Source organism: Pseudomonas sp. URMO17WK12:I12, from assembly GCF_000514395.1.
In the GTDB taxonomy this organism is placed as follows: Bacteria; Pseudomonadota; Gammaproteobacteria; order Pseudomonadales; family Pseudomonadaceae; genus Aquipseudomonas; species Aquipseudomonas mucoides.
This window is the reverse complement of the sequence record NZ_AZVV01000014.1, coordinates 141460-155427: the sequence shown is the minus strand read 5'-3', so window position 1 is coordinate 155427 and position 13968 is coordinate 141460. Positions and strand designations below refer to the sequence as shown.

12 protein-coding genes are annotated in these 13968 nt (G+C 61.1%); 2 read left to right on the top strand and 10 right to left on the bottom strand.

Annotated features, from left to right (window positions below; translation table 11 throughout):
• Positions 1-11: 11 nt before the first annotated feature.
• Both D882_RS0120460 and D882_RS0120455 read right to left on the bottom strand, forming a co-directional pair.
• Positions 12-3077: an efflux RND transporter permease subunit gene (locus D882_RS0120460; protein WP_027924959.1), complete on the bottom strand. Its 3066-nt coding sequence runs from the start codon at positions 3075-3077 to the stop codon at positions 12-14.
• Positions 3078-3083: 6 nt separating this feature from the next.
• Entirely contained in the window at positions 3084-4184 is a 1101-nt protein-coding gene (locus tag D882_RS0120455; RefSeq protein WP_027924958.1) for an efflux RND transporter periplasmic adaptor subunit, read from the bottom strand.
• A gap of 93 nt (positions 4185-4277) precedes the next feature.
• Between D882_RS0120455 and D882_RS0120450 the strand changes: the two genes are divergently transcribed.
• Complete coding sequence (locus D882_RS0120450; protein WP_027924957.1) at positions 4278-4922, top strand: TetR/AcrR family transcriptional regulator; 645 nt, start codon at positions 4278-4280, stop codon at positions 4920-4922.
• A gap of 118 nt (positions 4923-5040) precedes the next feature.
• Here D882_RS0120450 and D882_RS0120445 read toward each other — a convergent pair whose 3' ends face one another.
• Positions 5041-5823: a class I SAM-dependent methyltransferase gene (locus D882_RS0120445; protein WP_027924956.1), complete on the bottom strand. Its 783-nt coding sequence runs from the start codon at positions 5821-5823 to the stop codon at positions 5041-5043.
• Positions 5824-5916: 93 nt separating this feature from the next.
• On the opposite strand from D882_RS0120445, the gene D882_RS0120440 reads away from it, so the two are divergent.
• The gene (locus D882_RS0120440) at positions 5917-6537 is read left to right on the top strand and encodes a hypothetical protein (protein WP_027924955.1); all 621 of its coding nucleotides are present in this window, start codon (positions 5917-5919) and stop codon (positions 6535-6537) included.
• A gap of 18 nt (positions 6538-6555) precedes the next feature.
• Here the strand turns inward: D882_RS0120440 and D882_RS0120435 are convergent, their stop codons facing one another.
• The 7 genes from D882_RS0120435 to ppc all read right to left on the bottom strand — a co-directional run bounded on the left by D882_RS0120435 (position 6556) and on the right by ppc (position 13863).
• On the bottom strand, positions 6556-7251 hold the full coding sequence (locus D882_RS0120435; protein WP_027924954.1) for an extensin family protein: 696 nt from the start codon (positions 7249-7251) through the stop codon (positions 6556-6558).
• 2 nt (positions 7252-7253) lie between these two features.
• Positions 7254-8075, bottom strand: a complete 822-nt coding sequence (locus D882_RS0120430; protein WP_027924953.1) for an isocitrate lyase/phosphoenolpyruvate mutase family protein — start codon at positions 8073-8075, stop codon at positions 7254-7256.
• Between the two features lie 34 nt (positions 8076-8109).
• Positions 8110-8970, bottom strand: coding sequence for a DUF72 domain-containing protein (locus tag D882_RS0120425; protein ID WP_027924952.1), 861 nt, complete (start codon positions 8968-8970; stop codon positions 8110-8112).
• The gene (locus D882_RS0120420) at positions 8970-9275 is read right to left on the bottom strand and encodes a hypothetical protein (RefSeq protein ID WP_027924951.1); all 306 of its coding nucleotides are present in this window, start codon (positions 9273-9275) and stop codon (positions 8970-8972) included. The genes D882_RS0120425 and D882_RS0120420 overlap by 1 nt, the downstream gene beginning before the upstream one ends.
• Before the next feature lie 259 nt (positions 9276-9534).
• Entirely contained in the window at positions 9535-10209 is a 675-nt protein-coding gene (gene tsaB / locus D882_RS0120415) for a tRNA (adenosine(37)-N6)-threonylcarbamoyltransferase complex dimerization subunit type 1 TsaB (protein ID WP_027924950.1), read from the bottom strand.
• Positions 10210-10296: 87 nt separating this feature from the next.
• Positions 10297-10944, bottom strand: coding sequence for an adenylate kinase (adk, locus tag D882_RS0120410; protein WP_027924949.1), 648 nt, complete (start codon positions 10942-10944; stop codon positions 10297-10299).
• Between the two features lie 288 nt (positions 10945-11232).
• The gene (ppc, locus tag D882_RS0120405) at positions 11233-13863 is read right to left on the bottom strand and encodes a phosphoenolpyruvate carboxylase (protein ID WP_027924948.1); all 2631 of its coding nucleotides are present in this window, start codon (positions 13861-13863) and stop codon (positions 11233-11235) included.
• Between the last annotated feature and the right edge of the window lie 105 nt (positions 13864-13968).

Here is a 13968-nt window from a genome sequence, read left to right as displayed (position 1 = left end):
CATGTAGGAAGTCAGACCGGCTCTTTCTTCACCCTGAACCACGCCGCATACAACGCCGGCAAGAACAGCAACGTCAACGCCGTCGCCACGATCAGACCGCCCATGATCGCCACCGCCATCGGCCCGAAGAACACACTGCGTGACAACGGAATCATCGCCAGTACCGCCGCCAATGCAGTCAACACAATCGGGCGGAAGCGGCGCACGGTCGCCTCGATAATCGCCTGCCAGGGCTTGAGACCTGCCGCGATGTCCTGCTCGATCTGGTCCACCAGAATCACCGAGTTACGCATGATCATCCCGGACAGCGCAATGGTCCCCAGCATCGCGACAAAACCGAACGGCTGGCGAAAAACCAACAGGAACAAGGTCACGCCGATCAGCCCCAGCGGCGCGGTGAGGAACACCATCACCGTGCGCGAGAAGCTGCGCAGTTGCAGCATCAGCAACGTCAACACCACCACGATGAACAGCGGCACACCGGCCTTCACCGAGTTCTGTCCACGGGCGGAATCTTCGACCGTGCCGCCGACGTCCAGCAAGTAGCCGTCCGGCAATTCGGCGCGAATCGGATCGAGCGTCGGCATGATCTGCTGCACCAGCGTGGCAGGTTGTTCCTTGCCGTAGATGTCGGCGCGAATGGTGACGTTCGGCAGGCGATTACGGTGCCAGATGATGCCTTCTTCAAAGCCGTATTCCAGCGTCGCGATCTGCGACAGTGCAACGCTGCGGCCATTGTCGGTCGGCACGGCCAGGCTAGGCAGCAACGACAGTTCGGTGCGTTCGTGCAAGGTGCCGCGCAGCAGGATTTCGATCAACTCGTTGTCTTCGCGGTACTGGCTGACGCTGGAACCGGTCAGGGAACTTTGCAGGAACTTCGACAGGTTCGCCGTGCTCACGCCCAGCGCTCGGGCGCGGTCCTGATCGACGTTCAGGTACACCACTTTGCTCGGTTCTTCCCAGTCCAGGTGGACGTTGGCAACGTGCGGATTCTCGCGAACCTTGGCCGCCACTTTACGGGCCAGGGCGCGGACTTCGTCGATGTGCTCGCCGGTCACCCGGAACTGCACCGGATAGCCTACTGGAGGCCCGTTTTCAAGACGCGTGACCCGCCCACGCAGGGCCGGGAATTGTTCGTTGAGGGTTTCGATCAGCCAGGTGCGCAGGCTTTCGCGATCCTCGATGGTCTTGGCCAGGACCACCACTTGCGCGAAGCTCGCCGCCGGCAATTGCTGATCCAGTGGCAGGTAGAAACGCGGTGAACCGGTGCCGACGTAGGCCACATAGTTGTCGATACCGGCGCGGTCCTTCAGCAAGGCTTCCAGGCGTTTGACTTCGTCGGCGGTGTTGCTCAGGGAGGCGCCTTCGGCCAGTTTCAGATCGACCATCAGCTCCAGCCGCCCCGACGCCGGGAAAAACTGTTGCGGCACGAAACGGAACAGCATGACCGAGGCAACAAACATCATGATCGTCAGCACGATCACCGTTTTGCGTCGCCGTACGCACCATTCCACCAAACGTCTGACCCGCTCATAGAACGGCGTGCCGTAAGGGTCGGGCTGATCCGTGCCGTGTTTCGCCGCATGAATTTTCGCCAGATCCGGCAGGAGTTTTTCCCCCAGGTACGGCACAAACACTACCGCAGCGACCCACGAGGCCAGCAGCGCGATGGTCACCACCTGGAAGATCGAGCGGGTGTATTCGCCGGTGCTCGATTGCGCGGTAGCAATCGGCAGGAAGCCGGCGGCGGTGATCAGCGTACCGGTGAGCATCGGGAACGCCGTACTGGTCCAGGCATAACTGGCTGCCTTGATACGGTCGAAGCCCTGCTCCATTTTGATCGCCATCATTTCCACGGCGATGATCGCGTCGTCCACTAGCAGGCCCAGCGCCAGCACCAGCGCGCCGAGGGAAATCTTGTGCAGGCCGATGCCGAGGTAATACATGCAGGCAAAGGTCATTGCCAGCACCAGCGGAATCGCCAGTGCGACCACCATGCCAGTGCGCATGCCAAGTGAAAAGAAGCTCACCAGCAACACAATCGCCAAGGCTTCGACCAGCACCTGAATGAATTCGCCGACCCCGGTTTTCACCGCGGCGGGCTGGTCCGACACTTTGCGCAATTGCATCCCGGCGGGGAGGTTGTTCTGGATGCGGTCGAACTCTTTTTCCAGTGCCTCACCCAGCACCAGAATGTCGCCGCCATCCTTCATCGCCACGGCCAGACCGATAGCATTTTCGGCCATGAAGCGCATACGCGGTGCGGGAGGATCGTTAAAACCGCGGCGAACGTCGGCCACATCGGAAATGCGGAACGTGCGATCACCGACGCGAATCGGGAAGTTCTTGATCTCATCGACCGTCTGAAAATTCCCCGAGACCCGTAGCTGCAATCGCTCACTGGTGGTTTCGAAGAACCCGGCCGTCGACACCGCATTCTGTTCTTCAAGCGCTTGCTGCACGGCGGCCAATGGCAAGCCAAGGGTGGCGAGTTTGACGTTGGACAGCTCGATCCAGATCTTCTCGTCCTGCAGCCCGAGCAAGTCGACCTTGCCCACATCCTTGACCCGTTGCAGCTGGATCTGAATGCGGTCGGCGTAGTCCTTCAACACCGCGTAATCAAAACCGTCGCCGGTCAGGGCGTAGATGTTGCCGAAGGTGGTGCCGAACTCATCGTTGAAAAACGGCCCCTGAATGCCCGGCGGCAAGGTGTAGCGGATGTCGCTGATCTTCTTGCGGACCTGATACCAGAGTTCGGGAATGTCCTTGGAATGCATGGCATCGCGCGCGACAAAGGTGACCTGGGACTCACCCGGACGGGAGAACGAGACGATGCGCTCGTACTCGCCGGTTTCCATCAGTTTCTTTTCGATGCGTTCAGTGACCTGACGCGACACTTCTTGAGCCGTAGCCCCCGGCCAGTTGGTACGAATCACCATGGCCTTGAAAGTAAACGGCGGGTCTTCGCTTTGACCGAGCTTGGTGTAGGAAAGCGCACCGACGACGGCCAGCAAGAGCATCAGGAACAGTACGATCTGGCGATTACGCAACGCCCATTCGGAAAGGTTGAAGCGCATCGGGAATTACTCCTTGTCCGCCAGATTGACCACGCGGTTGGAGCGATCCACCGGACGCACTTGCTGCCCGTCGTGAAGCACATGGACACCGGCGGCCACCACCCAGTCGCTGGCGTTCAGGCCTTCGAGCACAGTCACGGTTTTCTCGCCGAACGGACCGACCCGCACCGGGGCTTTTTTCAGGGTGTTGTTGGCGCCGAGTACCCACACGTAGGTCGCGCCGTTTTCCGCGGTGACCGCCGATAACGGCACCGACAGCGCAATGGTTTCTGCCGTCTGGATAAACACCCGGGCGCTTTGGCCAAGCTCCGCCGGGACTTTGCCGGCGGTAAACGCGATGCGGGCGGCGAAGGTGCGCGATTTTGGATCGGCGGCGGGCGACAGTTCGCGGATGCGGCCGGCGAAGCGCTGATCCGGTTGGGTCCAGAGTTCTACCGACACGGGCTGACCGACCTTGAAGCGGCCGAAACTCTGTTCCGGCAGGCTGATCAGCACTTCACGTTCGCCATCGGTGGCGAGGGTGAACACGGTTTGCCCGGCGGCCACCACTTGCCCGACTTCCACGGCCCGCTTGGCCACGACGCCATCCTGGGGCGCGCGCAGTACCGCGTAGCTCGCCTGATTGGTCGAGACATTGAATTCGGCTTTGATTTGCTTGAGGCGGGCTTCACCGGAGCGGTAAAGGTTTTCGGCATTGTCGTACTGCGAATGGCTCACCATCTGACGGTCCATCAGGGTCTTGTAGCGATCCCGCTCGGTGCGCACCAGGCTCAGATTGGCCTCGGCGGCGGCGACCTGGGCGCGGGTGGCTTCCAGTTGCAGGCGTACGTCTTGAGGGTCGAGCTCGGCCAGAGGCTGGTCAGCCTTGACGCGCTGCCCTTCCTCGACCAGTCGTCGGCTGACTTTGCCGCCAATGCGAAACGCCAGATCCGGTTCATAGCGAGCCCGCACTTCACCGGGATAGCTTTCCATCGCCTGCGCCGAAGGCTCTGGCTGGACCACCATGGCCGGACGAAGGGTGACTTGCGGCGCCTCTTCGTGACCACACGCCGTCAAAAAAAACGCCAGACTGACTGGCAACGCGAGGGACAAGGCATAGCGGAACATGGTGAACGACCTTTCGCTAATGGTGCTTGGAATAATTATACTGAGCAGTATGGTATTAATAGCAAACTCACCAGTCCAGTATTAAAGCGGAATATGTCGAACAATCTTTCAGCACCCAGCGGTCCGGGCCGCCCCAAGGATCTGGCCAAGCGCCAGGCCATCCTCGATGCGGCTAAAATTCTGTTTGTGAGCAAGGGTTACGCGAACACCAGCATGGATGCCGTGGCGGCTGAGGCGGGCGTGTCCAAGCTGACGGTCTACAGCCACTTCAACGACAAGGAAACGCTGTTCTCCGCCGCCGTGGTCGCCAAGTGCGAAGAGCAACTGCCGCCGCTGTTTTTCGAACTGGCGGATGGGGTTGCGGTTGAAACGGTGCTGCTGAATATCGCGCACGGCTTTCATCAGCTGATCAACAGCGACGAATCCGTGAACCTGCACCGCCTGATGATCACCCTCGGCAGCCAGGACCCGAAACTCTCGCTGATCTTTTTCGAGGCCGGGCCGCAACGCATGCTGGATGGCATGGAGCGGTTGCTGACCAAGGTTGATCAAAGCGGTGTGCTGAGCATTGATAAACCGCGTAATGCGGCTGAGCATTTCTTCTGCTTGCTCAAGGGTGGGGGCAATTTTCGGTTGCTGTATGGCTGCGGCGGGCCGGTGACCGGGGAGGCGGCCGAAGACCATGTGCAGGAAGTGGTGGGGTTGTTTATGCGGGCTTATCGGCCGCAGACAGCCTGATAGAAATGGGGTGACTGGTCTGGCCCCATCGCGAGCAAGCTCGCTCCCACAGAGGATCTCTGGCGTTGCACAGATCCAATGTGGGAGCGAGCTTGCTCGCGATGGGAGCGACTCGGTCTCAGGGCTTGAGCGCTTTCTTCGGATAAATGTCATACCGGCTGGATTTCCCGTCCAGCGCATGACTCGGCTTCGGCCCTGCAATGCACGGCGCCTTGCGCGGCCGCTTGACCACTACCCGGTGGCTGGCCAACGCCAATGCGGCCTCCAACAACGCCGGCGCATCCGGGTCATCGCCCACCAACGGCCGGAACAAGCGCATTTCCTTCTTCACCAACGCGGTTTTCTCGCGATGGGGAAACATCGGGTCGAGGTAGATCACCTGCGGCGGCTCACCCTCCCAGTTACGCATCACTTCAATCGAATTGCCCTTGAGCAAACGCATGCGCGCCACGATGGGAGCCACGTCGAAATCTTCCGCGCCGCGCGCCAGGCCATCCTCCAGCAGGGCGCCGATCAGCGGCTGACGCTCGATCAGGCTCATCTCGCAGCCCAGGCTCGCCAGCACGAACGCATCCTTGCCGAGGCCCGCCGTGGCATCCAGAACACGCGGACGCACGCCCTGCGCGATGCCAACAGCCTTGGCGATCATCTGTCCCGTGCCGCCACCGAACAACCGGCGATGCGCCGCCCCGCCTTCGACGAAGTCCACCCGCACCGGCCCCGGCGCATCCGCCCCGAGTTGTTGCAGCTGCAAACCTTGCTCGCCGACCTGCAAGGCGAACTCGCCATCATCCACCTGCAACGGCAAGCCCAGGCGCTCGGCCCATTGCTCGGCCTGGGGCTGAAAGGTCGTGCCCAGGGCCTCGACATGGATGCGGCAAACTGCCGGTTGATCAATCATCGGAAAACACGCTCAAAAAATTAATGATCGGCAAAAACGGCCGATAACAAAACTAACGGGCATTTTGCCAGAGCTGAGCGTCGACCGAGAGAAATGTCAGACTTTCAACCCACAATCACAGGTTTTATCTCGCCCTACGGCGATTACAACCTGCGAAACACCCAGGCGTTGGGCGGTGTCAGTCACCTGTGGCAAGATTTTTTTGCCCGGGCGCTGGCCGATCAGCCAGGTGATGGGGTTCCCGAGTCGCTCAAGTTTCCACCGGTCGATCTCGACAGCCCGGTCGAGCCCACCGTCGGCAGCGATCTGCTGGCACACATCGTCTCCCAGCGCGAATGCAATGTGACGGATACCGTGGTCCGCCCACCGGAGCCACTGTTTTTGCCGATTGCCGAATTCGAAATGGACCTGGCCGACAAACCGGCGCCACCGTTCCCGCCGGAAGAAATCGTCGCTCAGCAAAAACAACAGGACTTCGAAAGCGGCTGGGTTCGCCCTATCGTGCTCACCGCCGGTCAACCCGTGCCGGAAGCCGGCCCGGCGCCACAACCGCGTCCGCTGCACCTGCCGATCGCCGAATTCGAGATGGACCTGCTGGACAAACCGTTCCCACCGTTCTCCCCCGAAGAGCTGGTGGAACAACAGAAACAACTCGACTTCGATAATGGCTGGGCTCGCCCGATCGTTCTGCAAAACCTGCGCATCGCCGCCTGATCCTTCAATAACAGGCCATCAGCGACACACCCACCACGGCCCGGCATCCACATGAAAATGATTGTGATGGGCGGCGTTGTAATCCGGGCTCAACACCACACTGAACAGGTCGCACGCACCGTCGCGGACCTGACGCAGAAAACGCGCGTCCTGATTATCTTTTGGCCAATCCTTGAGCACGCTGACAGTTCGCCCATCCGCGAGGCGGAAACCGGCAATGTCCAGGGCATTGGCCGACGCGTGCTGACTGAGCCTGCCCTTGTCGCGGTTATACACATTGCGACAGGCAAAACTGCCCAGATGCTCGACTCGCGTCACCGCCAGCCCGTAAACCGCCTGCGCCGCGGGTTGCAGGACATGCCGGTCGAACAGCGCGAACGACACCGCGAGGCGGCAACTGGCGAGGAAGCTGCTGCTCAGGGCCACTTCGCCACCCTGCACACGCAACGTGTTGATCAGCGGGCATGTGGCGTCGGGACTGTCGGCCTGGCGAGTCACGCGCAATCCGGAATTGCTCAGGGCCTGATCGCACAACTGTGGGTCATCGCTCAAGCGTATCAACTTGTAGCGGGTCAGCAGATTCGGTTCGGCGTTTACGTCCAGTGGCGCCCAAGGGTTCCACGGTGGTGGCAGGGAGACCCAACCGCGCCAGACACTCAAGCCTGACGCGCCAATGAGCACCAGCATCAACAACAGCCATCCCCTCAACCGCATCGTCAGCCTTTGAACAGCAAATTAGCCTTCGCGTACGGCATGGAGCGCGAGGTAAACCCGAACGTGCCGGAAGTCTTGATCTCTTCAGCCGCCCGGAAAAATTCGCCATACGCCGCCAACGCGAGGGCCGATCCGACGCTGATGCGCTTGACGCCCATTTCGCTCAACTGCTCGACCGTCAACTTGAGCCCGCCGGACATCAACACATTGACCGGTTTGGGCGCCACGGCACGGACCACCGCCAATACCTCTTCGGCACTGCGTAGCCCCGGCGCATAGAGCACGTCGGCACCGGCCTCGGCGAACGCCTGCAAGCGGCGAAGGGTGTCGGCAAGATCAGGATTGCCGTGCAGAAAATTCTCGGCGCGCGCGGTCAGCATGAAGGGGAACGGCAAACTGCGCGCTGCCGCCACCGCCGCTTCAACCCGCGCCACGGCATGTTCGAAGCAGTAGATCGGCGCCGCTTCACGGCCCGTGGCATCTTCGATAGAGCCGCCAACCGCACCGGCCTCAGCTGCGCGCAAAATACTCTGGGCGCACTGGACGGGGTCGTCGGCAAAACCGTTTTCCAGGTCCACCGCCACCGGCAGATCAGTGGCCGCGACAATCGCCCGGACATTCGCCAGCGTATCGTCGAGAGTCAATGCGCCATCCGGGCGCGCATTGGAAAAAGCGTAGCCGGCACTGGTGGTTGCCAGCGCCTCGAACCCGAGGCTGGCTAGCATCTTCGCCGAGCCGGCGTCCCACGGGTTGGGAATGACAAAAGCCGCGTCGCGTTCGTGCAGCGCTTTGAACGCCTGGGCTCGAAGGGTTTGCGCATCCATTGGGCAGACTCCTGAAAAGGGGGACGAATCCGCCTCAGAGCAAGCCAAGTTGTTCTGCTGCGGGTTCTCTGTATAGCTCAGGCAGCGGCGGCAGGCCAGGCAAACGCAGCATCAGTTGTGCGTGAAAACGTTGCGCCAGCCTGGCGGCCAGCAGGTTGTCGGCGGTGTGCAGGAAGATGTAAGGCGTGCGCCCCTCTTCGATCCATGTGGCGATTTTTTCGACCCACGGCTGCAGGAACGGATCGTTGGCTTCCAGCTGAGGATGGCCGATGAAACGCACCTGCGGGAACTGGGTGAACGCCGCCGGGCGTGGCGGCACTTTGGGCTTTTTCGATTGGGCGTGGAGCACCGAGGGATCGGTCGACGTGCAGCTGAACAGCGCACGCGGATCAAGGCAGATCCGTTCGACACCGCGATCCAGCAGCAGGCGATTGAGCATGCGCTCGGCATCACCCTTGGCAAAAAACGCATCGTGGCGCACTTCGATGGCCAGCGGGTGATCTAGCGCATCAATGAACGCGGCCAGTTCGGGCAATCGCTGCGGCGTGAAACTTTTCGACAATTGCAGCCACAACGGCGAAACCCGCTCACCCAAGGGGCGGAGCAATTGCACAAAGGTTTCGGCGGCGGTCAGTTGCTCGCGCAGGTCACCGCCATGGCTGATATCGCCAGGAAACTTGGCGGTGAAACGAAAGTGTTCGGGCATGGCCTCGGCCCAGCGCTCGACAGTGGACGCAGCCGGGCTCGCGTAGAAAGTCGTGTTGCCTTCTACGGCGTTGAATACTTGGGTATAGAGATTTAGAAATTCGGAGGATTTCGCGTCTGGCGGATAGAGATAATCGCGCCAGGCGTTTTCACTCCAGGACGGGCAGCCGAGGTAGTAAGGCAGTCGCATCAGATGTACAGGTCAAGACCCAGCACATCCGTATCCCAATCGACAAAAGTGGCCGTGCTCAGGTAGCTGGCGAGTGCCGTGGCGACGCTTTTGCTCATGGCGCGGTGGTAGATCATGTCTTGCTGGCGCGCCGGCAGATTGCTCAGGCGTTGCGCCGAGGCTTTGGCGGCACGGGCAGCCATTTGCTCTTCGGACGGAATTTCCAGCTCACCGTCGATATCGACGTAATCGTCTTCCGCCACAGGGCCTTTGCGAGGCTTGCGCTTGATGGGGTAGGACTGAGAGGAAACGCCGTCTATACGCATGAGTACATGTCCGGTATCAATGATGGCAGTTTAGTGGCGCATTGAACGCTTCGCAAACCGCTTGGTGATAACTAGAACACAGAATCGGGAAAAGGTTTAAAAGCTGGGGGTATAAATCGACGATTGGCTGCGCTGGGTAGATCGCCATCGCGGGCAAGCCACGCTCCCACAGGATTTGGGTGGTTCACAACGTCTGCAGCTGGCTCAAAACTCTGGGAGCGTGGCTTGCCCGCGATTGGACCTACTCGATACCGAGAAATCAACGCGCCTTAGGCGTCGCCACTTTATCGCGCAGATAAACCGGCTGAGCCTCATCCGCCACAATCGCCTCACCCCGCTCCCAGGCAAAACGCGCCAGGGTCAGCAGGTCTTCGGCATGCGGCAACATGCCCGCGTCCTGCCCGGTCAGGTTCACGGTAATGCGCTCGGCATACCCCCAACCCGTGCCCGCGCCAAACCATTCTCCACTGGCATCCGTCGGCAACGCCGCCACTTCCGGCGGCAACACGGCTTCATTGCCCACCAGGCGCATCTCCCCCGCCGTTTCGCGGTAGCAGCCCCAATACACTTCATCCATCCGCGCATCGATGGCGGACGCCACCTGGCTCACACCGTGTTCACGGTACGCGCGTTGCGCCAGCACGGCCAGGTTCGACACCGGCAACACCGGGCGATCCAGCGCAAATGCCAAGCCCTGGACCACGCCAATGGCAATCCGCACACCGGTAAACGCGCCCGGCCCACGGCCAAACGCGATGGCATCGACTGCTTGCAGCGTGGTCCCGGCATCGGCAAGCAATTGCTGGATCATCGGCAACAGCTTCTGCGCATGGAGGCGCGGGATCACCTCGTAATGGCTCGTGACTTTGCCGTCATGCAGCAAGGCAACGGAGCAAGCTTCAGTCGCGGTGTCCAGGGCCAGCAAGGTGCTCATCGATGTTTCCGTAAGAGAGGTCAGAAAAAGTGCGCCAGTATAAACAACTACGGCCCGCAAGCGGGCCGTAGAAGATGAAGCGTTTTTTTAGCTCAGTGCTTCAAGCACTTTACCGGTGATCGCTTCAACCGAGCCAACACCTTCAACGTGGCTGTACTTCGGTTTGCCTTGAGCGGCGGACAGCTCCTGGTAAAACTTCACCAGAGGCTCGGTCTGGGCGTGATAGACCGACAGGCGATGACGCACGGTTTCTTCGGTGTCGTCTTTGCGCTGTACCAGCTCGTCGCCGGTGATGTCGTCTTTACCGGCAATTTTCGGCGGGTTGTAGACGATGTGGTACACGCGGCCGCTGGCCTCGTGAACACGACGGCCGGCGATACGCTGAACGATGTCTTCGTCTTTGACGTCGATTTCCAGCACGTGGTCCAGTTCGACACCGGCCTTCACCAGGGCTTCAGCCTGAGGAATGGTGCGCGGGAAACCGTCGAACAGGAAACCGTTGGCGCAATCGGCCTGGCTGATGCGTTCCTTGACCAGGTTGATGATCAGGTCATCGGAGACCAGACCGCCGCTGTCCATGACGCTCTTGGCGATCAGGCCCAGCTCGGTGCCGGCCTTGACGGCTGCACGCAACATGTCGCCAGTGGAGATTTGCGGAATGCCGAATTTCTCGGTGATGAACTTAGCCTGAGTACCTTTACCGGCCCCGGGAGCTCCCAGCAGAATGACGCGCATCGATGTGCTCCTCAATTTTTTATATGGATAACGTCAGATTCGCCTCGTGGGGCCAATCTCAAAAATAGGGTCGTGGCCGCCCAAACGGCCAAAGGCTGATCAAGATACACAGCAGGCCCGGACCACACAAGCCGCCGAAAGTCGGAGAAACCGCTGCCTGACGTGACCTTTTGATGGAGTGCCCCAAGTCGCAACCCCATCATTAACTGTCGCCTGACCGACCTTTTCCGGCCCTCGCCCACAGGCACCCGCCGCCTGCGCCGAGTGCCTCGCCCCACGGCAAAAACCTTAGCCGGTATTTCGCAAACCGGCGGCAATCCCCGCCACAGACACCAGCAACGCCTGTTCTACCGGGCTGCCTTGGGCCACATCCTGTTGTCGCGAACGGGCCAGCAACTCCGCCTGCAATAGATGAAGCGGGTCGAGGTAGGTGTTGCGCAACCGGATGAATTCGAGGGTGTCTGGGCTATGTGCCAGTAGCTGCGACTGACCAGTCAACCCAAGCACCACGGCACACGCCTGCGACAATAGGTCGCGTAAGTGCACACCTAAAGGAAGCAAATCCGGCTCGACCAGACGCTCATCGTAGGATTGGGCGATATCTGCATCCGCTTTGGCCAGGACCATTTCCAGCATGTCGATGCGGGTGCGGAAGAACGGCCATTGCTCGCGCATCTGCCCCAACAACTCGCCTTCACCGCGCTCAAGCGCCTTGCTCAACGCGGCTTCCCAGCCGAGCCAGGCCGGCAACATCAGGCGCGTTTGAGTCCAGCCGAAGATCCACGGAATCGCGCGCAGACTTTCGATTCCGCCGGCGCGGCGTTTGGCCGGGCGACTGCCCAGCGGCAAGCGGCCCAATTCCTGTTCCGGCGTCGACTGGCGGAAATACTCGACGAATTGCGGGTTCTCACGCACCACGGCGCGGTACGCCTTGACCCCATCGGCGGCCAATTCGTCCATCAAATGGCGCCACGCAGGCTCTGGTGGCGGCGGTGGCAGCAGGGTCGCTTCCAGCACTGCGGCCAGGTACAGATTAAGGTTTTGCTCAGCGATGTCCGGCAGGCCGAATTTGAAACGAATCATTTCCCCTTGCTCGGTGGTACGGAAACGCCCGGCGACCGAACCCGGCGGCTGCGACAGAATCGCCGCGTGCGCCGGACCACCGCCACGCCCCACGGTGCCGCCGCGACCGTGGAACAACAGCAGTTCCACTTGCTGCTCGCGGCAGATGTCGACCAAGCGTTCCTGTGCCCGATATTGCGCCCAGGCCGCCGCTGTCGTCCCCGCATCCTTGGCCGAGTCGGAGTAGCCGATCATCACTTCCTGCGGGCCTTGCAAGCGCGAACGATAACCCGGTAGCAGCAACAGCTTTTCAATCACAGGGCCGGCGTTGTCGAGGTCCGCCAGGGTTTCGAACAGCGGCACCACGCGCATTGGCCGCAGCACGCCCGCCTCTTTGAGCAGCAGTTGCACCGCGAGCACGTCGGAGGCGGCACCGGCCATGGAGATCACATACGAACCCAGTGAAGCGCCGGGGGCGGCGGCGATTTCCCGGCAGGTCGCCAGCACTTCGGCGGTATCGGCAGAGGGTTTGAAATACGCCGGCAGCAACGGTCGACGGTTGTTCTGCTCGCGCATCAGGAAGGCGATGCGCTCCTCCTCGCTCCAGTCTTCGTAACGTCCGAGGCCCAGATAATCGGTGATTTCGGTCATGGCGGCGGTATGCCGCGAGGCGTCCTGACGCACATCGAGGCGCACCAGGAACAGGCCGAACGTCACTGCCCGACGCAGGCAATCGAGCAGCGGACCGTCGGCGATCACGCCCATGCCGCACTCATGCAGCGACTGATAGCAGAGCTCCAGCGGATCGAGCAGGTCACGGTTGTTTTGCAGCACATCGGCCGGTGCCGGGGTGGTCGTCGTCAAAGAGGCGTGCGCCCAATTGCGCGTGGCACGCAGACGTTCACGCAACTGTTTGAGCACCGCGCGATACGGTTCGGCACTGTCTCCGGCCTTGGCTTTCAAGGCTTCGCTGGCCTGCTGCATCGACAGTTCCGCCGCCAGGTGATCGACGTCGCGCACGTACAAATCGGCGGCCATCCAGCGCGCCAGCAGCAACACTTCACGGGTCACGGCAGCGGTCACGTTGGGGTTGCCGTCGCGGTCGCCGCCCATCCACGAGGCGAAACGAATCGGCGCGGCCTCCAGCGGCAAGTGCAGGCCGGTGGCGTCAAACAGGGCTTTATCGGCCTTGCGCAGGTAATTGGGGATCGCCTGCCACAGCGAATGTTCGATCACCGCGAAGCCCCATTTGGCTTCATCAACAGGTGTCGGGCGGGTGCGGCGGATTTCTTCGGTGTGCCAGGCTTCAGCGATCAGGCGCTGCAATTTCGCCTGGATCTGCTCGCGCTCGGCCGGGGTCAGGTCGCGGTGGTCTTGCGCGGCCAGTTGCGCGGCAATCGCGTCGTACTTCTGGATCAGCGTGCGGCGCGCCACTTCGGTCGGGTGCGCGGTCAGTACCAGTTCGATTTCCAGTCGCCCCAATTGCCGGGCCAAAGCGTCAGCGCTGTGGCCCTCGGCGCGCAGGCGAGCGAGCAGTTCCGGCAACACGCGGGCCTCAAAAGGCGCGGGCTGCGACGCTTCGCGGCGGTGAATCAGCTGATATTGCTCGGCGATGTTGGCCAGGTTGAGAAACTGGTTGAACGCCCGCGCCACCGGCAGCAACTCGTCTTCGCTCAATTGGTTGAGGCTGGCGCTCAGTTCGGCATTCATGGAACCGCGGCGGTCGGCCTTGGCACCCTTGCGGATCTGCTCGATCTTGTCGAGAAAACCGTCCCCGTACTGTTCACGAATGGTGTTGCCCAACAACTCACCCAACAGGTGAACGTCTTCGCGCAAGCGTGCATCAATATCGGTCATCAGCAGTTCTCCAGCAAAAAATCCGGGCGGCCATGAACATCATGCTTTGACCCCAAGAGTGCCGCCGTAAAGCCGTTCTTACAAGCAAACGACGAAGGGACTTTA

Coding starts and splice junctions, on each gene's coding strand:
- D882_RS0120435 (WP_027924954.1), bottom strand. CDS start 7,251: ATGCGGTTGAGGGGATGGCTGTTGTTGATGCTGGTGCTCATTGGCGCG.
- adk (WP_027924949.1), bottom strand. CDS start 10,944: ATGCGCGTCATTCTGCTGGGAGCTCCCGGGGCCGGTAAAGGTACTCAG.
- D882_RS0120425 (WP_027924952.1), bottom strand. CDS start 8,970: ATGCGACTGCCTTACTACCTCGGCTGCCCGTCCTGGAGTGAAAACGCC.
- D882_RS0120455 (WP_027924958.1), bottom strand. CDS start 4,184: ATGTTCCGCTATGCCTTGTCCCTCGCGTTGCCAGTCAGTCTGGCGTTT.
- D882_RS0120430 (WP_027924953.1), bottom strand. CDS start 8,075: ATGGATGCGCAAACCCTTCGAGCCCAGGCGTTCAAAGCGCTGCACGAA.
- D882_RS0120420 (WP_027924951.1), bottom strand. CDS start 9,275: ATGCGTATAGACGGCGTTTCCTCTCAGTCCTACCCCATCAAGCGCAAG.
- D882_RS0120460 (WP_027924959.1), bottom strand. CDS start 3,077: ATGCGCTTCAACCTTTCCGAATGGGCGTTGCGTAATCGCCAGATCGTA.
- ppc (WP_027924948.1), bottom strand. CDS start 13,863: ATGACCGATATTGATGCACGCTTGCGCGAAGACGTTCACCTGTTGGGT.
- D882_RS0120440 (WP_027924955.1), top strand. CDS start 5,917: ATGTCAGACTTTCAACCCACAATCACAGGTTTTATCTCGCCCTACGGC.
- tsaB (WP_027924950.1), bottom strand. CDS start 10,209: ATGAGCACCTTGCTGGCCCTGGACACCGCGACTGAAGCTTGCTCCGTT.
- D882_RS0120450 (WP_027924957.1), top strand. CDS start 4,278: ATGTCGAACAATCTTTCAGCACCCAGCGGTCCGGGCCGCCCCAAGGAT.
- D882_RS0120445 (WP_027924956.1), bottom strand. CDS start 5,823: ATGATTGATCAACCGGCAGTTTGCCGCATCCATGTCGAGGCCCTGGGC.